Origin of the sequence: Pseudomonas syringae pv. cilantro (assembly GCF_001293775.1) — a bacterium.
GTDB classification, from domain to species: Bacteria; Pseudomonadota; Gammaproteobacteria; order Pseudomonadales; family Pseudomonadaceae; genus Aquipseudomonas; species Aquipseudomonas syringae_P.
In genome coordinates this window covers 75,772-101,033 of record NZ_LGLN01000039.1, presented here as the reverse complement: position 1 = coordinate 101,033, position 25,262 = coordinate 75,772, and the positions used below count along the sequence as shown (strand labels likewise).

16 protein-coding genes and 2 pseudogenes are annotated in these 25,262 nt (G+C 60.4%); 14 read left to right on the top strand and 4 right to left on the bottom strand.

Features of this window, described 5'->3' with window-relative positions:
• The first annotated feature begins 135 nt into the window (after positions 1-135).
• From ABJ99_RS12545 to ABJ99_RS12515, 9 genes and pseudogenes are all read left to right on the top strand, one after another.
• Entirely contained in the window at positions 136-360 is a 225-nt protein-coding gene (locus ABJ99_RS12545) for a DUF6555 family protein (RefSeq protein WP_007252311.1), read from the top strand.
• 358 nt (positions 361-718) lie between these two features.
• Positions 719-1,936: pseudogene (locus tag ABJ99_RS29825) on the top strand (HAMP domain-containing protein); the annotation flags it as partial.
• A complete protein-coding gene (locus ABJ99_RS29820; protein ID WP_412032781.1) occupies positions 1,937-2,806 on the top strand; it encodes a methyl-accepting chemotaxis protein in 870 nt (289 codons plus the stop codon). It abuts the pseudogene before it with no gap.
• A 176-nt stretch (positions 2,807-2,982) separates the two neighbouring features.
• Positions 2,983-4,002: pseudogene (locus ABJ99_RS29815) on the top strand (methyl-accepting chemotaxis protein); the annotation flags it as partial.
• A gap of 39 nt (positions 4,003-4,041) precedes the next feature.
• Positions 4,042-4,905 (top strand): methyl-accepting chemotaxis protein, encoded by an 864-nt coding sequence (locus tag ABJ99_RS29810; protein ID WP_412032780.1) that lies wholly within the window; start codon positions 4,042-4,044, stop codon positions 4,903-4,905.
• 494 nt (positions 4,906-5,399) lie between these two features.
• Complete coding sequence (locus ABJ99_RS12530) at positions 5,400-7,154, top strand: ABC transporter permease (protein WP_054086112.1); 1,755 nt, start codon at positions 5,400-5,402, stop codon at positions 7,152-7,154.
• A gap of 20 nt (positions 7,155-7,174) precedes the next feature.
• A complete protein-coding gene (locus tag ABJ99_RS12525; protein WP_174518440.1) occupies positions 7,175-8,479 on the top strand; it encodes an ABC transporter ATP-binding protein in 1,305 nt (434 codons plus the stop codon).
• 51 nt (positions 8,480-8,530) lie between these two features.
• Complete coding sequence (locus ABJ99_RS12520; RefSeq protein WP_054086136.1) at positions 8,531-9,598, top strand: sensor histidine kinase; 1,068 nt, start codon at positions 8,531-8,533, stop codon at positions 9,596-9,598.
• Positions 9,598-10,233: a response regulator transcription factor gene (locus ABJ99_RS12515; RefSeq protein ID WP_054086110.1), complete on the top strand. Its 636-nt coding sequence runs from the start codon at positions 9,598-9,600 to the stop codon at positions 10,231-10,233. Before ABJ99_RS12520 ends, ABJ99_RS12515 begins: the two co-directional genes overlap by 1 nt.
• A gap of 135 nt (positions 10,234-10,368) precedes the next feature.
• Here the strand turns inward: ABJ99_RS12515 and ABJ99_RS12510 are convergent, their stop codons facing one another.
• The 3 genes from ABJ99_RS12510 to ABJ99_RS12500 all read right to left on the bottom strand — a co-directional run bounded on the left by ABJ99_RS12510 (position 10,369) and on the right by ABJ99_RS12500 (position 15,508).
• Positions 10,369-12,246, bottom strand: coding sequence for an acyltransferase family protein (locus ABJ99_RS12510; RefSeq protein WP_054086109.1), 1,878 nt, complete (start codon positions 12,244-12,246; stop codon positions 10,369-10,371).
• 65 nt (positions 12,247-12,311) lie between these two features.
• On the bottom strand, positions 12,312-13,574 hold the full coding sequence (locus ABJ99_RS12505) for a hypothetical protein (protein ID WP_054086108.1): 1,263 nt from the start codon (positions 13,572-13,574) through the stop codon (positions 12,312-12,314).
• 314 nt (positions 13,575-13,888) lie between these two features.
• Positions 13,889-15,508, bottom strand: a complete 1,620-nt coding sequence (locus ABJ99_RS12500; protein WP_054086107.1) for a glucan biosynthesis protein D — start codon at positions 15,506-15,508, stop codon at positions 13,889-13,891.
• Between the two features lie 539 nt (positions 15,509-16,047).
• Between ABJ99_RS12500 and hflK (ABJ99_RS12495) the strand changes: the two genes are divergently transcribed.
• The 5 genes from hflK (ABJ99_RS12495) to cfaB all read left to right on the top strand — a co-directional run bounded on the left by hflK (ABJ99_RS12495) (position 16,048) and on the right by cfaB (position 23,448).
• On the top strand, positions 16,048-17,994 hold the full coding sequence (hflK, locus tag ABJ99_RS12495) for a protease modulator HflK (protein WP_054086106.1): 1,947 nt from the start codon (positions 16,048-16,050) through the stop codon (positions 17,992-17,994).
• A gap of 11 nt (positions 17,995-18,005) precedes the next feature.
• A complete protein-coding gene (hflC, locus tag ABJ99_RS12490) occupies positions 18,006-19,043 on the top strand; it encodes a protease modulator HflC (protein ID WP_054086105.1) in 1,038 nt (345 codons plus the stop codon).
• Positions 19,040-20,068 (top strand): protease modulator HflK, encoded by a 1,029-nt coding sequence (gene hflK / locus ABJ99_RS12485; RefSeq protein ID WP_054086104.1) that lies wholly within the window; start codon positions 19,040-19,042, stop codon positions 20,066-20,068. Before hflC ends, hflK (ABJ99_RS12485) begins: the two co-directional genes overlap by 4 nt.
• Positions 20,065-21,990 (top strand): heavy metal translocating P-type ATPase, encoded by a 1,926-nt coding sequence (locus tag ABJ99_RS12480; RefSeq protein WP_054086103.1) that lies wholly within the window; start codon positions 20,065-20,067, stop codon positions 21,988-21,990. The genes hflK (ABJ99_RS12485) and ABJ99_RS12480 overlap by 4 nt, the downstream gene beginning before the upstream one ends.
• A 270-nt stretch (positions 21,991-22,260) precedes the next feature.
• Positions 22,261-23,448 (top strand): C17 cyclopropane fatty acid synthase CfaB, encoded by a 1,188-nt coding sequence (cfaB, locus tag ABJ99_RS12475; RefSeq protein ID WP_054086102.1) that lies wholly within the window; start codon positions 22,261-22,263, stop codon positions 23,446-23,448.
• A gap of 251 nt (positions 23,449-23,699) precedes the next feature.
• Here the strand turns inward: cfaB and cls are convergent, their stop codons facing one another.
• The gene (gene cls, locus ABJ99_RS12470) at positions 23,700-25,139 is read right to left on the bottom strand and encodes a cardiolipin synthase (RefSeq protein WP_054086101.1); all 1,440 of its coding nucleotides are present in this window, start codon (positions 25,137-25,139) and stop codon (positions 23,700-23,702) included.
• Positions 25,140-25,262 lie beyond the last annotated feature (123 nt).

Genomic DNA, 25,262 nt, shown 5'->3' with positions numbered 1-25,262 from the left:
TTACGCGAGAGCCTATTCATTTGAGTGTGTGGATTGATGGCAGTATGATATCGGTTAGATTATAGTAATAATATTTGGAATTTTTTGAAACGCCCATGATCTGTTTTGCGAGTTGACAAAGCAGGAGCGACCCCCATGGCTGATGAAAAACACTACCGTATCGATTACCTGCTGCATGGCAGTTACAAAACGTTCTATATAAGGGCTGTTGCCATGGACAATCGGGAGGCCTGGCATTGGGCTTCGGTTGATGCAGGTTTTGGTGCTATTCCCAAATACCGTTCAGATCCGGTGCCCAAACTGAGCAAACCTCAAGCTGAAAAACTTGGCTTGTCGAATGTGGAGTGGGCGAGGGCTTGAAAGACCTGTCATCCCTCGAAGCAGAATGACGCCAACCGTCGTGCAGCCAGGTTGTCGCACGACGGTACAGACTCGCAGTTTCGCCAGCCAGATTCTCGGTTTCATGCTCTCCGTCATTCACCCACGCCCTCGTTTGAGTCACCCCTTCCCGCCTGAAGTCCTGTGCTTGCTGCATCCCCTTCGCAACTGCATATCTTTCTCACGCTCACGTTCTGCGCGGCCCTGCCGATAGGTCGGTATCAGATGATGACCCTCATTGAACTTCTCAATGATGCCTCGCTCTGAAATGATGTCACAGTGCCTTCACTCGAATGGATGATCTGTTCGGGATCGCAAAAAATGATCTGCACTTGCCGTAATGCAAAGAAAGGAGTTTTTTCAGCCGGATCAGGCGCCTTCATTAAACGAGAAAAACATGAATATTCTTTCGCCTGGTATCAGCCTCACCAACCGGCTGCGTTTCCCTGCCAAATTTTCTGTCTTGGCCGTCATTATCGTTATTCCGCTGATCGTTCTCGGTTTGCGGGTATTCAGTAGCCTGAATTCGAGCATCGACACCGTTGAGCAAGAGCGCATTGGCCGTGAGTATCTGCAAGTCGTCACGCCTGTTCTGAAACTGTCCATGCTGCAACGTGCGCACACTAACCGGCTGCTCTCCGGTGACGCATCTGCCACTCAAGACCTGATCAGCAATCGTGGTCAGCTTGAGGCAGCCCTCAATAACCTTGCTGACATGGATGCCCGCCAGGGACGCCTGCTGGAAACGGAAAATCGTGTTCAGCAGCTCCGTGAGAGCGCCAGATCATTGATGGAAAGTGTCAAGCCAGGTCTTTCGCAAGATGAGCTGTTTGCAAAGTGGAACGAGCAACTGGCTCAGACGCTCAACTTCATCTATTACGTCTCGGCCACCTCGGGCATGGTTCTGGACGAAGATTACGCTTCGCTGTTCCTGATTGATTTGAGCACCATTCGTATGCCCAGAGAAATCAACGTGGCCGGCCAGATTCGCGGTATCACGGCGGGTTTGAGCACCGGTCAGGGTCTGAGTGTATCGATGCGCGGTTCGCTTGAAAGCCTGTTGAAAATCGAGCTGCAATTTCGTGCCGAGCTGGAACAAAGCGTTCGACTGCTCAAGCGCCGCTCACCAGAGCTCGCCACTCGCATTGGCGAGCCTATTGCGGCTGCGACCTCGACGATGGACAGCTTTCGCAATGACTTGCATGCCTACGTAAAAGGCTCGGAATTCTCGGTTCAGCAGGGTCAAGCGCTCAGTGCTCGCGGTAATGTGGTGATAGCGGGCCTTTATAAGGCTCAGGATGAAATTCAGACCGCGCTTCTGGGTGAATTGGATACGCGCTATGACGCGCTTCTGCTGCAGCTCGAAGTCGTTATCGCCATGTGCGTGATCATGGGGCTGTTGCTGCTCTATGCGTTCCTCAGCATCTACCGCGCCTTGCGACTGGCCATCGATAATCTTTTGAATGTCACCCGTCGTCTGGCTGAAGGTGATCTGAGTGCGCGAGTGCAGGTGACCAGCAAGGACGAAGTGGCCGATATCGGCAACGGTCTGAACCTCATGGCAGAGGCGTTTTCCAGCTCTATCTCGCACATGGATCGCACCTCGCACGAGCTGTCTGACGTGGCCGCGCGACTGGGCACCTCCATCGGTCTGGCCAAGCAATCGATGAACGCGCAACAGGCTGAAACCGAGCAAGTCGCCACGGCCATCAACGAGATGACCGCGAGCGTGGCCGATGTGGCGCAGAACACTGAAGGTGCAGCATTGGCCGCTGATGAGGCCAATACGGCTTCGCGTAACGGTTTGCGCATCATGCATCAGGCGCACACGACGATTCAGGCGTTGGCCGATGAAGTGGAAGTCAGCGCTCAAAAGGTGCAGGCGCTCGCGTTGCACAGCCAGTCGATTGGCGGCGTTATCCAGGTGATCAGCACCATTGCCGATCAGACTAATCTGCTGGCGCTCAACGCCGCCATTGAGGCGGCGCGTGCCGGTGAGCAGGGTCGCGGTTTTGCGGTCGTGGCCGATGAGGTCCGCACGCTGGCATCGCGTACTCAGGCATCTACTGAGGAGATCCGCAGCATCATCCAGCAATTGCAAAGCGCGACCGATGCCGCGGTGCAGCAGATGCAGGCCGGGCAGCACAAGGCTCAAGCATGCATCAGTGCGGCCAGCGAAGCATCGGGCAGCCTGTCGAGCATCAGCGAGGGGGTCGAGCGTATTGTCGAAATGAACACCCAGATCGCCAGCGCTGCCGTACAGCAGCATGCCGTTTCCGAAGACATCAACCGTAACGTCATGGAGATCCGTAACAGCTCCGGTACCTTGATGCTGGGTATCGACAACAACGCCGTAACTGCCGACGAACTGGCTCGGGTTGCAAACGATATGCGCAATGTCGTTGCACGATTCAAACTGGTTGGTTAACCGGACCGGGGGCCTGCAGCCCCCGTTTTTTGTTGAAAAATCAGTGTTCGAGTGCCGTCTTTTTTATCAAGTTTTGTACTTCTGCGGCCGATAGCTCTGGCGCGCGGTTTTGCTGTTCATAAAAACAAATTCTCAGCTCTGTCGATGCGCATAAAAAAGCATAATCAGGAGATGTTATGAACAGCAGTTTTGCGAATATCAGCGTCAACAAAAAGTTGGCACTGGGCTTTGGGACCGTTCTTTTTTTCACGGCAATTCTTGCGCTCGTCGGCTGGACCAGCCTCGACAAGCTCATCAACCGTATCGATAGAATCAGTGACATCGCTCAACTCAGCAGCAACCTGACCAACCTGCGCGTTGCGCGTCTGCAATACATGCTCACCGATGGTGACGAGACCGCTGCGCAGAACATGCAAAGCAAGCTGGACGCTTTCAAGGCGCAACAGGACTCACTGCGCAGCCGCTTCACCAACCCTCTCAATCTGAAGCCGTTGGGCGAACTGGCGCAGGTCACTCGTGATTACGAAGCCTCGCTCAACAGCATGCGTGCGGTTTACCGGGATGCTGTAAAAGTACGCACCGATATCACTTCAAATGCAGCCACTGCGACTCAGATGGTTGAAGCGCTGAACGAGACGGCCACGCGCATGGACCCCTCGGACCCGACACGTTTTGATCTGTCACAGCGGGTCAATGCGGCCAGGCAGGATGTCTTGCTGGCAGGGAATGAAGTTCGCGGCTATACCACCAAGCCTGACGAGAAAAGCGAAAAGGCCGCTTTCCAGCAACTGGATGCCGCCATCAGTCGTCTGGACACGCTCAAAGCCGCGTTCGGTGCCAGCAATGGCGCGCAGGTTGCGCAATTTGAAACTGCACTTCGCAACTACCGCACCGCTCTGGATGCCTTCAAGGCGACCGCGCAGACCGCAGGCGATGTGCGCAAGGACCTGACGACTCAGGGCGCTACCATCGTCAAGCTGGGAGAGCAGTTGTACGGGCTGCAGATGCAACTGGCCCAGGCTGAAACTGACCAGGCACGTGATCTGCAGATCGGCTGCGTGGTGCTGGTCATGCTGCTCGGCATTCTGGCAGCAGTTGTCATCACCCGGCAGATCACTCGCCCGATACGCGATACGCTGGCGATCGTCGAGCGCATCGCTTCCGGCGATCTGACTCATACGGCAGCCATCACCCGACGTGATGAGCTGGGCGTATTGCAACAGGGTATTCAGCGCATGGGCAACACATTGCGTGAGCTGATTTCCGGTATTCGCGACGGCGTCACGCAGATTGCCAGTGCTGCCGAAGAGCTGTCGGCGGTGACAGAGCAGACCAGCGCCGGCGTCAACAGCCAGAAGGTCGAGACCGATCAGGTTGCGACGGCGATGCATGAAATGTCGGCCACTGTCCATGAAGTCGCCCGCAATGCCGAGCAGGCCTCCGTTGCGGCATCCGATGCCGACAAACAGGCGCGCGAAGGCGACAAAGTGGTGGGTGAGGCCATTCAGCAGATCGAACGGCTGGCCACTGAAGTGGCTCGTTCGTCCGACGCAATGAATGTGCTGGAGCAGGAAAGCGCCAAGATCGGCAAGGTCATGGACGTGATCAAAGCGGTGGCCGAGCAGACTAATCTGCTGGCGCTCAACGCCGCTATCGAAGCAGCGCGTGCCGGTGAGGCGGGGCGTGGTTTTGCCGTGGTTGCCGATGAAGTACGCGGCCTGGCCCAGCGCACCCAGCAGTCCACCGAGGAAATCGAAGGGCTGGTTGCTGCGCTGCAGAACGGTACGCGTCAGGTATCGGGCATCATGCTGGGCAGCCGGGCACTGACCGACAGCAGTGTCGAGCTGACCCGCAAGGCGGGCGCGTCGCTGGAAAACATCACCCGGACCGTGTCGAACATTCAGGCCATGAACCAGCAGATCGCGGCGGCCGCCGAGCAACAAAGCTCGGTTGCCGACGAAATCAGTCGCAGCATTGTCAATGTCCGCGACGTGTCCGAACAGACCGCCGAAGCCAGCGAAGAAACCGCCGCCTCCAGCGTCGAACTGGCCCGCCTGGGTGGACAGTTGCAAATGATGGTCAGCCACTTCCGGGTTTGATGCCACAGCCCAACTGGCGGGCATGGGAACGAGAACTACAAGACTCGTCCCATGCTCCGGCGCTGAGCGTCACACACACGTCTGCTTTTGATTCTGGCCGAAGGTCGTGGGAGCGGACCGGGCGAGGCTTCGCTTGTTCGCGAAAGGGCCAGTATCATCGACGAAAATGCATTGTCTGAACGACACGACCGACCGTCTTCGCGAACAAGTGCGCTCCCACAGGTATTCATACTACGGCCTGATGCTGCTGTTTTAGCGTTGTGTTACATAACCGTGCCCGCACTGAGTTATTCATATCCCTATACCTTCGTATAAATAACCCATACTGACCGATAAACATGACCTACTTTTGCAGGTTTTAACTGTTGTTCAAAACTCGATAAGCTTTACCTCACTATCCGGCAGCCTTCATGCCCTTTGATCAGTAAACGCTGACCGCCTGTTTGTTTATCAAACGGCTGGCCTGCGCCTGTGCTGCCGACACGAGGTGAGCAATGCATTCGATGACTGAATTTGGTAAAAGCCTGCGCACGCCCCGTTTTGTCAGGGCTGGCGCGCGCAACGCTTATGTAGCCGACGGTATATGTGTCGTCATATTGGCCGTCCTCATTGCGCTGTTGTGGTATGGCGTGGGCCAGATGCTACAGCCCCTCGCAGTGCTTGACTCAAGCCCGGTGACACTCGATCCGGCGCGGCTTCCGGAATACGCCCTGCGTACCACATTGCGCATGTTTATCGCGCTGGCGGCTTCGCTGATATTCACCTTCATCGTCGCCACCCTGGCCGCTAAAAGTCGCAAGGCGGAACAGGTCATTATTCCCGCGCTGGATATTCTTCAATCTGTCCCGGTGCTGGGTTTTCTGACTTTTACCGTCACGTTCTTCATGGGGCTGTTTCCCGGTCGGCAACTGGGCGTCGAATGCGCGGCGATCTTTGCCATCTTCACCAGCCAGGCCTGGAATATCGCATTCAGTTTCTATCAGTCATTGCGCACTGTGCCGAATGACCTGAGTGAAGTCAGTCGCCAGTTCGGGCTCTCGCCCGTGCTGCGGTTCACTCGGCTGGAGCTACCGTTCGCCATACCGGGGCTGGTGTGGAACATGATGATGTCGATGTCCGGGGGCTGGTTTTTCGTGGTCGCCTGTGAAGCGATTTCGGTCGGCGACACCACGGTCAATCTGCCCGGTATCGGCTCATGGCTGGCGCTGGCGGTCGAGCAGAAAAACCTGCCTGCGATTGGCTGGGCCGTCGGCGCGATGGCGTTGGTCATCCTGGCTTACGACCAACTGCTGTTCAGGCCGGTGGTGGCCTGGGCGGACAAATTCCGCTTCGAGCAAACCGCATCTTCTAAGCGTCCGCGTTCGTGGGTGTACAGCGTACTGGGCCGCTCGCGACTGGCGCCCCTGCTTGGCGCACTGCTGGCCGCACCGTGGAAAGGCCTGATGCTGATCGACTGGCGGGTGGTGTCCCGGTTCTGGAAAGTCAAACCGACGCCATGGGTCGCCCGGTTGATCGACTACATGTGGCTGGGGATGGTCATGGCAGCATGCCTGACCGCCAGTCTTTACCTGTTCCGTTTTATCGAAGCATCACTTGGCTTGAGCGACATGATCACCGCCTTCGGTCTGGGCCTGGCGACCATGCTGCGGGTGATTGTGCTGATCGTGGTTGCCAGCCTGATCTGGGTGCCCGTCGGGGTCTGGATCGGCCTGCGCCCGGTCTGGGCCGAGCGCTTGCAACCGATTGCGCAATTCATGGCGGCGTTTCCGGCCAATGTGCTGTTTCCCTTCGCCGTGATCGCCATCGTCGGGCTGCACCTGAACCCGGACATCTGGCTGTCGCCGCTGATGGTGCTGGGTACGCAGTGGTACATCCTGTTCAACGTGATCGCCGGGGCCAGCGCCTTGCCGACCGACCTGCGCGAAGCGGCCAGCATGTTCAACATGCGCGGCTGGCAGTGGTGGCGCCGCGTGGCATTGCCGGGGGTGTTTCCCTATTACGTGACCGGCGCACTGACCGCGTCCGGCGGCTCGTGGAACGCCAGCATCGTCGCCGAGGCGGTGTCCTGGGGTGATCAGCATCTGCAGGCGGCGGGGTTGGGTTCGCACATCGCCAGTGCGACCCAGGCGGGAGACTTTCCGCGTGTGGCGCTGGGCATCGCCGTCATGTCGGTCTTCGTGATCGCTTTCAACCGGCTGCTGTGGCGCCCGCTGTACGGGTTCGCCGAGCGCCGTCTGAGTCTTGTGTGATTTTGAGTAGGGAGGGCGCCATCATGATGACTGTCGAAACGCGTTGCCTGGTAGATGTTCAGAAAGTTCGACATGTGTACGGCAAGGCCAGCAAAGAGCGCCTAGTGCTGGATGACGTGACCCTGCAACTCAACGAGAACGAAATCGTCGGCCTGCTGGGGCGCTCCGGCTCGGGCAAATCCACCCTGTTGCGCTCCATCGCAGGGCTGGTGGTGCCGACTGAAGGCCAGGTGAAGTTTCCTCGCGTCGCGCAAGGGCAGGCGATGTCGGTGGGCATGGTGTTCCAGAGCTTCGCTCTGTTTCCCTGGCTGACCGTGCTGGAGAATGTTGAAGTCGGCCTCGAAGCGCAGCGCGTGCCGGCGGCCGTGCGTCGCAAGCGTGCACTGGCAGCGATTGATCTGATCGGGCTGGACGGTTTCGAGAGCGCCTACCCCAAGGAGCTTTCCGGAGGCATGCGCCAGCGCGTCGGCATGGCGCGTGCGCTGGTCATCGATCCGGATGTGCTGCTGATGGACGAGCCGTTTTCCGCGCTCGACGTATTGACCGCCGAAACCCTGCGCACCGACCTGCTGGACATGTGGAGCGAGGGGCGCATGCCCATCAAGTCGATCCTGATGGTGACGCACAACATCGCCGAAGCGGTGCTGATGTGCGATCGCATCCTGCTGTTCTCCTCCAATCCTGGGCGGGTGATCAGCGAGATCAAGGTCGATCTGCCTCAGCCGCGCAACCGTCAGGACCCGATTTTTCGTGCGCTGGTCGAAGAAATCTACGTGCTGATGACTCAGGACAACGACGCCGGCGAAATCCGTCAGGGAGTGTTTCCCGGCACCGGGCTGGGCATGGTGTTGCCACAGGTTTCCACCAACGCCCTGGCCGGGCTGATCGAGGCAATTCACGCGCCGCCCCATAACCTGAAAGCCGACCTGCCGGAGCTGGCCGCTGCGCTGCACTACAACGCCGACGAACTGTTCCCGATTGCCGAGGTGCTGCAACTGTTGCGCTTCGCTGAATTGAAGGGCGGCGACCTGCGCTTGCTGCCTGCGGCGGAGCGTTATGCGCTGGCCGATGTGGATGAGCGTAAACAACTGTTCGCCCAGCATCTGCTGAGCTTCGTGCCGCTGGTGGCGCATATCCGCCGGGTGCTGGATGACCGTCCCACGCACACGGCACCGGCGCGGCGCTTTCGGGATCAACTGGAAGATTTCATGTCCGAGAGTGATGCCATGCAGACCCTCAACGCCGTGACTCAATGGGGGCGCTACGCCGAGTTGTTTGCCTATGATGAGCTGGCCGATCAGTTCAGCCTGGACAACCCGTCCTGAGGTTTGTACGACATACTCAACAGGCCTTTTGAAACGAGCGGGATGATGCGCATGCGTGAACCTGAATCCGGTGGCAAAGCCGTGCTGGCGGCGCGGCTGATCGCCTTGCTGACGTTGGCGCTGGCTATTGCGGTTGCCGACACTTTGACCGATCTGGAAATCGCCGTGGGCGTGTTCCAGATCGCCGTGGTGCTGCTGGCTGTCAGGTTTCTGCCGGTCGGCGGAGTGATCGCCGTCGCGCTGCTGTGCATGGTGCTGACTGTGATCAGTTACGAGATGACGACCTCCAGAGGCAGTGAAGCGTCGGGGCTGGTCAACTGCATGATCAGCCTGGCGGCCATCGCCATGACCACTTGGCTGGCGTTGCGCATGGCGCTGGCCATCCGCACGGTTCATGAAGCGCGTTCACAACTGGCGCACATCGCACGGGTCAATCAATTGGGTGAACTGACGGCTTCCATCGCCCATGAGCTCAACCAGCCGCTGTCCGCCATCGTTATCAGCGGCAACGCCTGCCAGCGCTGGCTGGCCACCGACCCGGTCAATCTGGACAAAGCCCGGCAAGCTGTCGAACGCATGATCGGCGACGCCAACCGGGCCGGCGATATCATCGTGCGCGTGCGCGCTCTGGCGAAGCGTTCATCGACCCACAAGGAATGGATCAGCGTTGCCGATACCGTCGCCGAAATCGTTGCGTTGGCGCACAGCGAGATAGAAGAGCAGGGCGTCGCGCTGACGGTCGAGGTTCCGGAAGGTCTGCCGCCGTTGCTGGCTGACCGGGTGCAGATCCAGCAAGTGCTGCTGAACCTGATGCTCAACGGCGTGGACGCGATGAAGAAGGTCGAGCCGGATCAGGCGCAGCTGAAAATTCGGGTGGACTGGCGAGACGGCGGCGATATCGGGTTCGCGGTCAGCGACAATGGCATCGGCGTGCAGCCGGAAAACACCCATCGCTTGTTCGACGCGTTCTATACCACCAAGGAAGAGGGCATGGGAATTGGTCTGGCGATCAGCCGCTCGATCATCGAGGCCCACGGCGGGCGTATCTGGGTCATGCCCAACCCGTCAATCGGTGCTACGTTTCACTTCACTCTGCCCACCGGAAAGATGGAAACCTGATGAACACAGTCGCTAACGCCACGCCGCTTGAGGAGCCGATCGTCTACGTCATCGACGACGACCTGTCGGTGCGCTCTTCGCTGGAGGATCTGCTGGCGTCGGTCGGGTTGCGCAGCCTGTTGTTCGGCTCGACCCAGGCGTTTCTGGAAACGTCGCGTCCCGACGCGCCGGGCTGTCTGATTCTGGACATCCGCATGCCGGGCATGAGCGGCCTGGATTTTCAGGAGCACATGGCCAGATCGGGGATTTTCCTGCCAGTCATTTTCATTACCGGGCATGGCGACATTCCGATGTCGGTCCGCGCAATGAAAGCCGGTGCTGTGGAGTTTCTGACCAAACCTTTTCGCGAGCAGGACTTGCTGGACGCCATCCAGCAAGGGCTGGCGCAGGATCGCAGCCGCCGCCAGAGCGCGGCTGTCGAAGCCGAGTTGCAGCGCCGTTACACAAGCCTCAATCAAGGCGAACAGCAGGTGATGGACCTGGTGGTCAGCGGCCTGCTGAACAAGCAAATCGCGGCACGCCTGAACGTCAGCGAAATCACCGTCAAAGTCCGCCGCGGCTCGGTCATGCGCAAGATGCAAGCCGATTCACTGGCTGATCTGGTCAAGTTTGCCGAGCGGCTCAAAGAGCTTTGATGGCGTGGGGGCTGAGCGGGTGACGCTTCGCTTGTTCGCGAAAGGGCCGGCATATTCTCCAAAAATGCATCGTCTGAACTACCGTCTTCGCGGACAAGTCCGCCCACAGCGGAATGCCGTGCCTGAAGCTCCGCGTCACAACTGCGGCAGCACGTAGTTGCGTACGACGTACAGCGAGCCCTCTACGCTCAGGTGGCCGGAGTCGATCTGCAGCAATGAGGTGCTGTTTTCCGGGCGCACCCGACAGGCATTGGCGACGCACAGCTCGTCGATCAGCGACACGAACTGGATGCCCGCCGAAACCGCCAGCTTGCGGGTGGCCTGATCCAGGACCATGACGCTCTGATCCAGCGCCGGATCGCTAATGTACGCGCCGGTAAGCCCCCAATGGCGGTTGGCAATGACGCTCGGCAGCGAAGGATTCCACAGCGGCAACGGGCCGATCAGCACGATATGTTTCACACCGTAGCCCTTGAGCCGGACCGCGATCTGGTGCCAGTCGGTCTGGTCGTGCCGATCCTTCTGTGCGATGACCACAACCTCAGGCCGCAACCGCTCGATGCCGTGCAGGGCCGTGCTGTTGGAGTAATCACAGGCCTGGCTGGTCGCAGAGATTCGTCCTTCATGGTCGCTGAGGCTGGGCCGGCAACTGGCCGCGGCCACCTGATAGAACGGCGTGTTTTTCGCCAGCAAAGTACGCAGCCCGAGTGACAAAGCCTGCGCATGAGAATCGCCCCACAGAAACACGCCGCCAACACCCTGGCGGCGCGTGCAGGCCTCGTCGATACCTGATTGACCTCGTTGGGTCAGTGCGGAAAAGGCGTCACATTTCAGCCAGTAAGGCTCATACAGGTTGTGCTGAAGGTCGACGTACTCCTGGATGAAATGAGCCTTGTCCGACAGACTGATCGGCCGCAGCGTCGTCATGGCCCCTCGGGTCGCGCTGATGACAGTGCCACCGACGAACACCAGCGCAATCGCCGTACCGAGGGTGGCAAGTCTCCAGCGCTCGTGATGCTGGCGCGTACCCGTGGGCCTCTCGATCAGCCACCACGACGCCAGCCCCAACACCAGTGCCACACCGATACCCACCAACACATCAAGGGTATCGCCCAGCCGGCCGGCATAATTCATCCACACCACCACCGGCCAGTGCCAAAGGTAGATCGAGTAAGACAGCTTGCCTGCCCACTGCGAAAGCGGATTGCCGGTCAGCAGCGAATCGTTGCGTGCAGCGACGATCACCGCGAAAGTCCCGAGTACCGGAAGCAGCACCAGATAGCCCGGCCAGGTGTCTTGCACCGAGAGCAGAAAAAAGCTGCATACGATCAGCAGCAGCCCGACCTGCTCCAGCATCCGTTGCGGCAAGGCCCGCAGCTGGAAAGGGAACAGGCACGCCACGCCGCCCAGCAGCAATTCCCAGGCGCGGGTCGGCAGCAGGTAGAACGCCGCCTCCGGCCATTGCGACGACGCCAGCACGCAGACCAGCAACCCTGTCACGCTCGAGCCCATTACCCACCAGCGCAGGTTATGCAGCGCCACGAAGCGGCTGACGGTCAGCAGCGCCACCGGGTACAGCAGATAGAACTGCCATTCGACCGACAGCGACCAGGTGTGCAGCAACCATTTTTCGTGGGCACTGGCGGTGAAATAACCGGCTTCGCGCCAGTAAACGAGATTGGACACGAACCCCAGGCTGCTGGCCACATGAGTACCCAGCGCGCTGTAGTCCAGCGGCAGCAGGTAGAACCAGCCCGCCAGCAACAGCACAAAACACAGTGCCGCCAGCGCCGGAATGATACGCCTAGCCCTGGACGTGTAAAACGTCAGCAGGCTGAATCTGCCTGCTTTCAGGCCGCGCATAATGATCCCGGTGATCAGGTAGCCGGAGATCACGAAAAACACATCCACGCCGGCGAAACCACCCGGCAGCCAGGCCGGGCGGAAATGGAACACCAGCACGGCGATGACCGCGATGGCGCGCAGGCCATTGATGTCTTTTCTGAAGTCCATGAGGGTCAGCCGTTGAAGGGGTGGCAGGGAAGGGCGCTGCATTCTGGAGTCGCTGTCAGCAGCACTCAGGGCATTCGGCGTGGCGAGCGGGTTCTCGCGGCAATCCCGTAACCGACGGCCAGCCCGGCGAACAGATTGGCCACGGCCACCTCGAACATGTCGGTGGTCCAGCCGATCAGGCACCAGCAGAAGCTGATTGCCAGCAGCATGCGGCCGACGCGCGTGCGATCGTCGATCAGTTTGAACAGCAGCGGCACCTGCAACGCATACAGCAGCAGGCCGACCAGCCCCAGCATGGCCCACAGGTACAGGGCAGAGTTATCCATGCCCAACAACACACCTGCGCCTTCCACCGGGAATATGCCCATCGTGCTGCCGACCATGCCGAAGCCCGCGCCGGTCAGCATCCATCCCTCGCTGTCCATCGCGGCAATCAGGTTGGGCCAGGTATTGATCAAACGGTCATACAGCGAGCCCAGCACACCGCCGCTGCTCACTGCGTAGCCTTCCAGATTCAGCACCAGACCCAGCGCCGGCAACAGCAGGCCGATGGACACCACCAGCACGCACAGCAACCGACAGCTCCAGCCTGATCGCTGGATCAGCAGCAACACCATGGTCAACGCGAATGCAGCGGCCGGCGCCTTGCTGGTTGTCAGTACAATCGCATACAGCGTCACGGCGCTCAGCAGCAGCATCAGGAGACGCGAGCGCAGGAACATGAACAGGTACAGCGTGTAGAACGCGATCAGGATCGACAGCACATTGGACACCCTGGCGAAACCGGCAATGCGGTCCACGTCGTCGGCACTCCAGGTGGTGTTGGCACTCAATTCGGTTTCGCCGACGACGTAGCTGTAGCCTTTCCACGGCACGTAGGTGAATTTGTCCAGGGCGATTCCGATCAGCGAAGCGATCAGGCAAAAGCCGATGGCCCACGACAACAGCTTTTTACGATGCAGCAGATCCTTGCAGCACACCAGACCGAACACCAGCGGGCTCAGTGCGAACAGGCTGAACGCCAGATTGTGCACACTGGCGCGATGCAGCATGGCCAGCAGGCAGGAAATCAACCACACCATCATGAACGTCCAGAACAGCGCTCCGGCCTTGAACGTGCGCAGCTCAATTACGAACAACAGGATGCAGGCAACTTTGGGCAGGTACAGCAACGGGCCGATGCCTGCCTGATCGAAATAGAAGCGCAGGGCGCCGGACAGCGTCTCGACCAGAATCAGGCTGATGGCGACCCAGGCCACCACCGTCGATTTATCAATGGACAGAATCGACGTGCCAGCATCGGCACTGCGCACAGGGTTGAACGCCATGAGGGCTGCCTTCTCGGATGCATCGGGATTATGCCGCGGACAAAGCTACCGCCCGACGCGCAAACAGGCGCATCGATCAGCGAAGCTTCGGGAGGTGGAGAACGTCTGGAGCGAATGCTCGCAACGGCATGACAAGAGGTATATCAGTCGCAGATAGGCGAACTGTCAATTAATTGGTCGGGATTGTTGGGGGTATCCGGCAGATACCCTCGTTCTACATGCAGCGCTACGCGTTATATCCGTGTTTGATTCTGGCCCGAGGCCGTGGGAGCGAAGCGTCGCCCGGTCCCACAAAACCTGGCAACGCTCACCCATCAAGGGTACTTGCGTCTGTCCGGGGCTGGCGGGAAGTATTGGTACAACCAGGTCTCGCTCAGCGTGCGGTCGCCGGTACGGATGAACATGCGCATCTCCACCGGCTCGACCGAATCGCTGTCCGGCACCCAGTCGAAGGTGATGCGGTAGCCCTTGATGTCCGGCAGCACGAGGATGTTGAAATCCTGCACCTTGCCGTGGGTGACCGTGACGATAGGCTCGATGCCCGTGCCTTCCGGCAGACGGTCCAGACCTCCGCCATGGAAGTCCACCGCAAAGCGGCGGGCCCAGGTTTTCGGGTAATGCTCGCCCGGCGCCCAGCCTTCGAGGAAACCGCCCATGCCCGAGCGCGTGGCGTGAACCTGCGCCAGTGGCGTGCTGACCGGTGGTAGCGGGCTCCAGAACAGCCTGTAGCCGTAGTTCATCGAATCCCCAGCCTTGACCGGCGTCTTCGGCGTCCAGAACACCACGATATTGTCCATCGTCTCGCCAGTGGTCGGCAGTTCCAGCAGGCTGACCTCGCCTTCACCCCATGCGGTGATCGGCTCGACCCACAGGCTCGGGCGACGGCTGTACCAGACAACCGTGTCCTGATAGCTGGAGAACTCGTGATCGCTCTGCACCAGGCCGAAGCCTTTCGGGTCCTTGTCGGAGAACGCACTGAACTGCGGCTTGACCGGGTTGTTCAGTGGGCGGCAGATCCACTCGCCGTTGCCGCGCCACATGGACAGGCGATCCGAGTCGTGAATCTGTGGGTGGATGGTGTCGCACATGCGGCGTTCGTGAGTGCCGCAGCTGAACATGCTGGTCATCGGCGAGATGCCCAGTTGCTGGATATCGGTCCGCGCATTGACGTGCGCATCGATCTCCATGACCACCTGACCGGCCTGGCAATCGATGTCGAAGCGGTACGCGCCCGTCGCGCTGGGCGAATCGAGCAGCGCGTAGACCACGAAGCGGGTGGCATTCTTGTCCGGGGTCTCGAACCAGAACTTGGTGAAATCGGGGAATTCTTCTTGACGCTTGGCGTAGCTGTCGATAGCCAGACCACGCGCCGACAGGCCGTATTGCTTGTTGCTGTCCACCGCCCGGAAGTAGCTCGCGCCGAGGAACGAAACCACGTCATTGATGGCGATTTCAGGCGCTTTGAACAGTTTGAAGCCGGCAAAGCCCAGGTCGCCCTTGACCAGGTTCTTGTCGATGCCGCTGTTTTCGTAATTGAACAGGTCATGGCGGAAATGCACTTCCCGCGCCTGTTTGTTCTGAGGGTCGACGCTGTACATGCGCACGGGCGTCTTGAAACCCATGCCGACGTGGAAGAAGTGCACGTCCAGCTGGCCATTGACGTCTTTCCACAGCGAGTGGTTCGGGTCGTAGCGAATGGCATTGAACTGCTGGGGCGTCATGTTTGCCAGGACGGGCGGTAGCACCTGCTTGTTGCTCACATAGCCTTTACTCGCGAGCTTCTTGGCATGGGCTTGCAACTCTGCAAAATCGAAATGCTCGATCTCGCCATCGGCTGCTGCGGCCAGTGCTCGCGCAGCGAATAGCCCTGAAGCCGACACGCTGCTGTAAGCGGCCAACGCCATGGACGCTTTCAGGAGATTTCTGCGATTCATAAGGGTGAAGCCTCTGAGTAATTCTGTGCGTCCTGCACAAAAAATGGCGCGCCAACGACTCCTTGCCGAACGCAAACTACCCACAACAGATAACAAAGACGAGATGCGGTTCGGAAATCGGCCAAAAAAAAACGCCACTCACGCACAACGAATTCGGCGCAAGTGAGGCTAAAGCGCTTATTTTTACGTCCCTGTAAACTAATCGATTAAGTGCATCGCCGCTTGGCGCAAGGCTTCCAGACGAGCGGGGTAAGCAGGGCGCGCCCACTCGACCTCTTCCACAGCCGTTAAAAACTTTTTTGCCAGGCAATATTCAGCAATCATTTTGCTGACGCGCGGACGGCTCCAACCAGCACAACGCACTGTGTGGAGTAGCGTCAATCTCCGAAATTTCGCATTCGTTCAGCTAACAGACCTGACGAAAGTTTCACTCTGCGTGTTATATCGTAACGCTAAGATGCACGGCCATTCATAGGCCACGTGCAGACAAATGCAGCGCGCTCTGCGCAGGGCGATAATCAGCGGGTTCCGGGGTGTTGATGCGGGTTGATCTGGATGAGCATGCAGGCCTGGAAGGTCTGCCGCGTTTTCAAATGGCGATGCAGCAGGTCAAACGCTTTGGGCGGTTGATGTACCTGACCGGCGGAGCAGCGGCTTTTGGGCTGCTGCTCGCGCTGGCTATCGATCTGTTTTCTCCGGGCTCGTTGTGGATGGCAGTGCTGTGCAACGCCGCAGCGGCGTTGTTCTTGCTCACGGCGGGCCTGCAATCGGCGCGGCATGTGGCGATATGGCGAGCGCGCGCGCTGGGTTCGCCTGATCCAGTCCAGCCGGTTGAAGCCGCACCGGCCATCGACGAAAGCGGCTGGTACGAGCGCCTGCTTACCCGGCTAAGCGAGTCCGGCGAATCACTGATCAGACACATCGGCCGTTCGACCCTGTGGCTGGCTGCGTGGGCGCTGCTGGTGCTGGTCGTCATCCGTTCGCTCTGGAACCTGTCATTGCTTGGCACGGACCTCTCCGCGCTGAGCAATCTGGCCGGCAGCGTGATGTTGCTGCTGGCGTTCGGCTTGCTGGTCATCGAGCGGCAATTGAGTGGCGAACCTGACGGCCAGTCACCGGAAGCCGGACCGCTGGCGCAACTGGTGCGCATGGCAATCATCGTCATGCTGATCGGCGCGCTGTGCCTGTTTTTCTCCAGCTCAGACAGAGTCTGGCCTGTGCGACTGCCGGTGTTGATCGGCCTGCTGCCACTGGGCGTCGCGCTCGAGTTTCTCTTGCGTGCCGGTCTGTCCGTTTTCAGCCCGCGCAATCCGCGTATCGAGCCACGCTTGCTGGCCAGCAGTTTCATCGCCGACCTGCTGCGCTGGCCACCGCGTCCACTGCTCGCCTTGCAGCACGAATTACACAACCGCTTTGGCATCGACCTGCGCCAGATCTGGGCGTTCAGCTACATGCGCCGCGCTTTTCTGCCAGTGCTGGCGGTGGTCGCTGCGTTGGGTTGGGCGCTGAGTGGCGTGCATGAAATACCGATGCAGGGTCGGGGCATCTACGAGCGATTCGGCAAACCGGTCGAGGTGTTCGGGCCAGGCCTGCATGCAGGGCTGCCCTGGCCATTCGGCCGAGTGCTGGCGGTTGAAAACGGAGTGGTTCATGAGTTGGCGACCAGCGTTTCTGCGGCCGATGCCAGTGAGCAGGCTTTGGACCCGGCCGAGGGACCGCCTCCCAACAGCGCCAACCGCCTGTGGGATGCCAGCCACATCAACGAAAAATCCCAAGTGATTGCCAGCAGCGCGGGCGACAAGCAGAGCTTCCAGATCGTCAACATGGACGTGCGCTTCGTCTATCGCATCGGTCTGACAGATGCGGCGGCGATGGCCTCGACATACCACAGCGCCGATATTCCGGCCCTGATCCGCAGCACCGCCAGCCGCGTGCTGGTGCATGACTTCGCCTCGCGCACGCTGGATGAATTGCTCGGCGAACAGCGCAGCGGTCTGGCCGATGACATCGGCAAGGCCGTGCAGGCTGACTTGAAGCGTCTGGACAGCGGCGTGGAATTGCTCGCCACCGTGGTCGAGGCGATCCATCCGCCTGCCGGTGCGGCCAATGCCTATCACGCGGTGCAGGCTGCGCAGATCAGCGCGCAGGCATTGATCGCTCGCGAGCGCGGTGCGGCCAGCGACAAGGCTAATCAGGCGCAGCTCAACGCCAGCGTTGCCCGCGATCAGGCCACTGCCGGTGCGCGTGAAGTGATGGCCATCGCGCAAGGCGCAGACCTGCGTTTCAGCGCAGAGCGGCAAGCTTACGCCAAGGCCGGTCAGGCTTTTCTGCTGGAGCAATACCTGGCGCAACTCACCGAAGGGCTGGGTAACGCCAAGTTATTGATACTCGATCACCGTCTGGGCGGCGATAACGCGCCGACCATCGACCTGCGTTCTTTTACCCCACCGGCAGACCCACCGGCGCCGCGTAAAGCCGTACAGTAAGGAGTCGTCCCTTGAGTCTGTTTCATCATCATCACGATCACAGCGACCATGACAGCCACGACAACCATGGCCATGGCGGTCATGGACACCACCATCATCATCACGAAGCGGCCGGCCCGGCGACTTTTCCGTGGCGACGGGCAAGCCTCGCAGCGGTGCTGATCGCTTTCGCCATCGCAGCCGCCAGCCTGGTGCAGGTGCGTTCGGGCGAGGCGACAGTCGTCACCCGTTTCGGCAATCCGTCCCGTGTGCTGCTCGAGCCAGGTTTGAACTGGCGCTGGCCTGCGCCGTTCGAGGCGACCATCCCGGTGGACCTGCGCCTGCGCACTACGTCCAGCGGCCTGCAGGATGTCGGCACCCGCGACGGCCTGCGCATTATCGTTCAGGCGTATGTGGCCTGGCAGGTACAAGGCGACGCGGCCAACGTGCAGCGCTTCATGCGTGCCGTGCAGAACCAGCCGGACGAAGCGGCGCGGCAGATTCGCACCTTCGTCGGCTCGGCGCTGGAAACCACGGCGAGCAGCTTCGACCTTTCCAGCCTGGTGAATACCGACGCCAGCAAAGTGAACATCACGGCGTTCGAAAACCAGCTGCGCCAGCAGATCGATCAGCAGTTGCTGGCGACTTACGGGGTTCGCGTGCTGCAAGTGGGTGTCGAGCGCCTGACCCTGCCATCGGTGACGCTCAACGCCACGGTGGACCGCATGCGCGCCGAGCGCGAAACCATCGCCACCGAGCGCACCGCGGTGGGCAAGCGTGAGGCGGCGCAGATTCGGTCGGCGGCTGAGCGCGATGCGCGCATCGTCGAAGCGGATGCGACGGTCAAGGCCGCCGACATCGAGGCGCAGTCCAGTGTCGAAGCGGCGCAGATTTATGGCCGCGCCTACGCCGGTTCGCCTCAGCTCTACAACCTGCTGCGCTCACTGGACACCCTGGGCACCATCGTGACGCCGGGTACGCGCCTGATTCTGCGCACCGACGCCGCGCCATTCCGTGTGCTGGTGGACGGCCCGCCGACACTGGACGCCAAGGGCGGAACGCAGCCATGAGCAGCCCGTGGTTGCAGGCCAGTCGTCTGGCGTTCCTCGGGCTGTATGGCATCACACTGCTGGCGGCGCTGGGCTGGGTGACGTCCAATGTGCGCGAAATCGACCCGCAGAACCGCGCTGTGATCATGCGCTTCGGTGCGCTGGATCGGGTGCAGAACGCCGGTCTGTTGACTGCCTGGCCGCAGCCGTTCGAACAGGTGGTGCTGCTGCCCTCGGCGGATCGAGTAATCGAGCGGCGCGTGGAAACCTTGTTGCGTTCGCCTGCCGCGTTGAAAGCGGATGAGATCGCCACCCTCTCGGCACCGATGAGCGACGCGCTGGCGGGCTCGGGTTTTCTGCTGACGGGCGACGCGGGCGTCGTGCAACTGGATGTGACTGTGTTCTACAAAGTGATTGATCCGCGGGCCTTTGTTCTGCAGGGCGATCACGTCGTGCCCGCGATGGATCGACTGGTCAATCGCAGCGCTGTGGCGCTGACCGCAGCGCGGGATCTGGATACCATTCTGGTAGCCAGACCCGAGCTGATCCGTGCAGACAGTCAGGCCGCCGAACGCCGCGAACGGCTGCGTGGTGATCTGGTACGCGGCATCAATCAACGTCTGGCGGAGCTTGCGGCAACCGGCATGGGCATCGGCGTCGAAGTCGCGCGGGTGGACGTGCAATCGAGCCTGCCCACCTCGGCGGTCAATGCGTTCAATGCGGTACTGACCGCCAGTCAACAGGCCGATCAAGCCGTAGCCAATGCCCGCACCGATGCCGAGAAACTGACCCAGACCGCCAACCAGCAAGCTGACCGCACCCTGCAAGTGGCGCATGCACAGGCTTCGGAGCGTCTGGCCAAGGCGCAGGCTGCCACGGCCACCGTTGTCAGCCTGTCGGAGTCGGCCAAGAACCACAGCGATCCCGGTCTGATGCAGCGTCTTTATCGCGAGCGCGTGCCGGGCATTCTGCGGCAGGCCGGTTCGGTGACCACCGTCGACCCCAAAGACGATTCCCGCCTGATCATCCAGGGAGCACCGCAATGAGTGGCGAAGCCGTTCACACCCACCACGCCGCCAAGCCTGAGGCAGTGGGCAGTTTGCTGAGCAACGCCGAGCAGCGCAGCGCAGCCCGGCAACTGACCCTGGCGATGCTGGCCCTGGGGCTGTTGGGGCTGGGCCTGATCTGGCGTTTTGTCGCACCGCAGCAGACCGGCGTCAGTCAGTTACTGTTGGGCGCGGCGTCGTTACTGGTGGCGATCCCGGTGGTCAGCGCCGGTTGGCACAGCCTGCGGCATCCGAGTCTGCATGGCATCACCGATCAACTGATCGCACTGGCCATGCTCGGTGCCTGGGCCACGGGCGATCTGATGACTGCGGCGTTGCTGCCGATCATCATGATCTTCGGTCATGTGCTGGAAGAGCGCAGCGTGATCGGTTCACAGGAAGCTATCCAGGCATTGGGGCGCCTGACGCTTAGTCAGGCGCGTTTGCTGGCGGCGGACGGCAGCATTCGCGAGGTCGACAACACCACGCTGAAGGCCGGCGATCAGGTCGAAGTGCGTGCCGGTGACCGGGTTCCGGCGGATGGTCGGGTGCTGTCCGGGCAAGCCAGTCTGGATACGTCGTCCATTACGGGGGAGTCGGTACCGCTTGAAGCCAGCGTTGGCGTCGAGGTCTTCGGCGGTGCGATCAATCTGGATGGCTTGCTGCGCATCGAAGTGACGCGCATCGGCGATCAGTCAACGCTGGGCAAGGTCATCGCGCTGATGCAGAGCGCCGAACGTTCCAAGCCACCGATCACCCGTTTGCTGGAGCGTTACGCAGGCAGCTATATGGTGCTGGTGTTGCTGATCGCGGCGCTGACCTGGTTCATCACTCAGGACGCACAGGCAATGCTCGCGGTGCTGGTTGCGGCGTGTCCCTGTGCGCTGGTGCTCTCGGCGCCGGCAACCGCCATCGCGGGTATCGCTGTGGCGGCGCGCCACGGGATTCTGATTCGCAGCTCTGCGTTTCTGGAAGAGCTGGCGGACCTCACCTCGCTGGTGGTCGACAAGACCGGCACCCTCACATTCGGGCGCCTGCGTCTGCAGTCGGTGCAGGCTGATGGGCCGCCGCATCCCCAACTGCTGGAGCTGGCAGCGAGCCTGGGTTCGGCCAGCAGTCATCCGGTCAGTCGGGCATTGGCCGGGCTGGTGGATAACAGCCGGTTGCTGCCGTTGAGCGACACCCGCGAACGACAAGGCCTGGGCGTCGTCGCATCGACCGAGCATGGCGAAGCAGCCTTGGGTCGTCCGGAGCTGTTTGCACAACTGGGTATCGTCACGTCGGCCGTTCCTGCACATGACGGCCCGCTGGCCGGTCTGGCGCTGGATGGTGTTTTTCTGGCATGGCTGCTGCTGGCTGACAGCGTCAAACCTGAGGCGCAGGTTGCGCTGCTGGAACTGCGTGAGCTGGGCCTTGGGCGCCAATTGCTGCTGACGGGTGACCGGCAAAGCGTGGCTGATACGCTGGCCCGGGACATCGGCATCGCCGACGTTCAGGCGCAGGCGCTGCCGGAAGACAAGCTCAACCGCGTCATGAGTGAAATCGCCAGTGGTTTCCGGCCGATGGTTGTAGGTGATGGCATCAATGACTCGCTGGCGCTCAAGGCCGGTGTAGTGGGCTTTGCCATGGGGGCGGGCGGGGCGGACATCGCGCTGGCCTCCGCTGACATCGTACTGATCGGCAGTGACCTGCGTCGACTGGGCACCTGCGTGCGCCTCAGCCGCCAGTGCCGCCAGACATTGCAGGTCAACGTCATCATCGGGCTGGGCTGGACGCTGGCTATTGTAGCGCTGGCCGCCTTTGGTCTGCTGGGCGCGGCGGGTGCCATGGTCGCAGCTATCCTGCACAATCTCAGCACCTTGCTGGTGTTGGGCAACGCTGGCCGTTTGCTGCGCTTTCAGGAGCCGCTGCTGAAGCTTTGAATGGGTAATGCGCCGCATCGAGGCATGGCCGACGACAGTCGGCAGGGCTGAAAATGGCTTGAGCTTTGAAGCGTTCTGTTACAGATTAAGTGCAAGAGGTGAGTGTGTAATCCAAATTCAGGCTGTTCCCCGGCTCGGATCAGTGGGCACAAGGCCGTTCCTCCGAAGTTGATTCATGCAGTTTTGCCGTCGCCAATAGCCTTTCGGGCCTCTTTCGGGGTCTTTGCTGGATGACTCTTTTTGAGTTTCTGGATAAGGGGGTGATGTTAAATGCTTACGCAACTTCCAACGGTCTTGCAGAACCTTCACCTGCCATTGCGGCTCAAGCTCTGGGACGGTCACGAAATGGACCTGGGGCCCGCGCCCAGTGTCACCATCGTCGTCAAGGACCCGCAACTGGTGGCCGATTTCAGTCACCCCAGCCTCGGCCTGCTGGGCAGCGCATTCGTCGAAGGTCGTCTGGAACTGGAAGGCTCGATCAGCGAGGTCGTGCGAGTCTGCGATGAACTGATCCACGCTTTGGTGAACGACGATGACAGCGCCAACGCTCCATCGCGCATCCGCCACGACAAAGACACCGACGCGGCATCGATTGCCTACCATTACGACGTTTCCAACGATTTTTACCAACTGTGGCTCGACCGGGAGATGGTCTATTCCTGCGCCTACTTCAAGACAGGCGATGAGTCGCTGGATCAGGCGCAGCAGGACAAATTTCACCATCTGTGTCGCAAGCTGCGTCTCAAACCCGGTGAATACCTGCTGGACGTCGGCTGCGGTTGGGGCGGACTGGCGCGGTTCGCTGCCCGTGAATATGGCGTGAAAGTGTTCGGCATCACCCTCAGCCAGCAGCAGTTGGCGCTGGCCCGGGAAAGAATTCTGGCCGAAGGCCTGCAAGGCAGGGTTGACCTGCAACTGCTCGACTACCGCGATTTGCCGCAGGATGCGCGTTTTGACAAGGTGGTCAGTGTCGGCATGTTCGAGCACGTCGGGCATGCCAATCTGCCGCTCTACGCGCGATGCCTGTTCGGTGCGGTGAAGGAGGGCGGGCTGGTGATGAACCATGGGATCACCGCCCTGCATACGGACGGTCGCCCCGTGGGACGTGGAGCGGGAGAATTCATCGACCGCTACGTATTCCCCAACGGCGAGCTGCCGCATCTGGCAATGATCAGCGCCCACCTCAGCGATGCCGGGCTGGAAGTGGTCGACGTCGAAAGCCTGCGCCCGCACTACGCCAAAACCCTGGAACACTGGAGCGCCCGCCTTGAGTCTCGGCTCGACGAATCCGCACGTATCGTCCCCGAACAAACGCTACGCATCTGGCGCCTGTATCTGGCAGGCTGCGCGTATGGCTTCGCCAAAGGCTGGATCAACCTGCACCAGATACTGGCAGTGAAACCCTTCGCAGATGGCTCGACCGGTTTGCCGCTGACGCGGGAGGATGTTTATCGGTGATGCGGCCCAACTCTTTTTTTCACGCTCCGCCGTGTGGAGATGCGCAGGGTGATGCTCCGCATTTCAGATTTGCATTGCAACCCTTTAGGCCGGACTCAAAGCGTCCAGAAATCCATGCCAATGCGGAGTGGCACGAGAGTACGTAAGCCTGACACCTCTCGTTCCTCACGCTGCGTGGGAATGCGCTGGGTGACGCTCCGCGTCACAGATTCGTGTCGCAATGCACGTTCAGGATCTGACGCAGAGTGTTCTCACAAAATCGGCGAAATCAGCCGGGCCACACGCATGCCCAGTTGGTGCAGGCGTCGGGTGTCGTGGCTGTCCTGCAGGGAGATTTCTCGCGCGGCAGCGAAGTCGGCGGTGAGCATGGCTTCGACTTGATTGGAGAACTCGCTGTCGACCGTCAGCAGCATCAGTTCGAAGTTGAGACGGAACGAGCGGTTGTCGAGGTTGGCGCTGCCGATGGCGGTGATATCGTTGTCGACCAGCACCACCTTCTGGTGCAGGAAGCCGGGCTCGTAGCGAAACACCCGAACGCCGGCGCGCACGGCTTCGAACGCGTACAGGCTGGAGGCGGCATAGACTACATAATGATCAGGCCGTGAGGGCAGCAGCAACCGCACATCGACCCCGCGCAGTACCGCCAGCGCCAGTGCGGCCGACACTGCTTCGTCGGGCACGAAGTAGGGGCTGGTGATCCACACGCGCTCTTCGGCAGCATGAATGGCTTCGACGAAGAACAGCGAGCAGGTTTCCTGGGCGTCGGCCGGGCCGGTGGTCAGCAGTTGGCAGAGCACGCCGTCTTCCGGAAACGCCTCAGGCAGGCTCAGCGGTGGCAGCTCGCGAGTGGCCCAGAACCAGTCTTCGGCAAATGACTCTTGCAGGCAGGCGACCACCGGGCCGATGGTTTCCACGTGCGTGTCCCGCCATGGGGCCAGGGGTGGTTTCAGGCCCATGTACTCATCGCCGACGTTATGCCCGCCCATGTAGCCCTTGAGACCATCAACGACCACGATCTTGCGGTGGTTGCGGAAGTTGATCTGGAAGCGGTTGAGCCAGCCACCGCGCGTGGCGAACGCTTTTATCTGCACGCCACCTTCACGCAACTTATCGATGTAGGAACCCGGCAGCGCATGACTGCCTATACGATCGTAGAGCACGAAAATCGCCACGCCTTCCGCTGCTTTTTCCAGTAGCAGCGTTTGCAGTTCACGGCCGAGCCTGTCGTCGTGAATGATGAAGAACTGCACCAGAATGGTCTGCTTCGCTTCGCGGATCGCCTGGAAGATCGCGCCGAAGGTCTCTTCGCCATTGATCAGCAGCCGCACCTTGTTGTTGGCCAGGGCGGGCATGTTCCCCAACTTGGGCATTGCTCGCAGCGCTGCATAGGCATCCGAGCGTCGGGCCGCCACAGCCTCTTCGATCCAGGGTCGCCAGTTCAGATTGCCAATGGCCGCCCGCATTTCCTTGTTGGCATCACGCCGTGCCTTGATATACGCATCGAACGAGCTGCGCCCAAAGATCATATAAGGCAACAGGGTGAAGTAGGGAATGAACAGCAGCGGCATCGCCCAGGCAATCGCGCCTTGGGAGGTGCGCACCGTCAACAGCGCATGAATGGCTGCGACGGTGCCCAGTAAATGAATAAAGCCGAGGACATAACCGAAAAAGTACGGGTCGTGATAATCCATGTGGAACAATGCTCCTCGCCTTGATCGCTTAAAAGACCACAGCTGAACAGGAATGTCGCTATTTTATTCCCGGTGCAACTGGGCTTCGCTTATACCGTCTAAGGTTCATCGTCCGGCCGGATT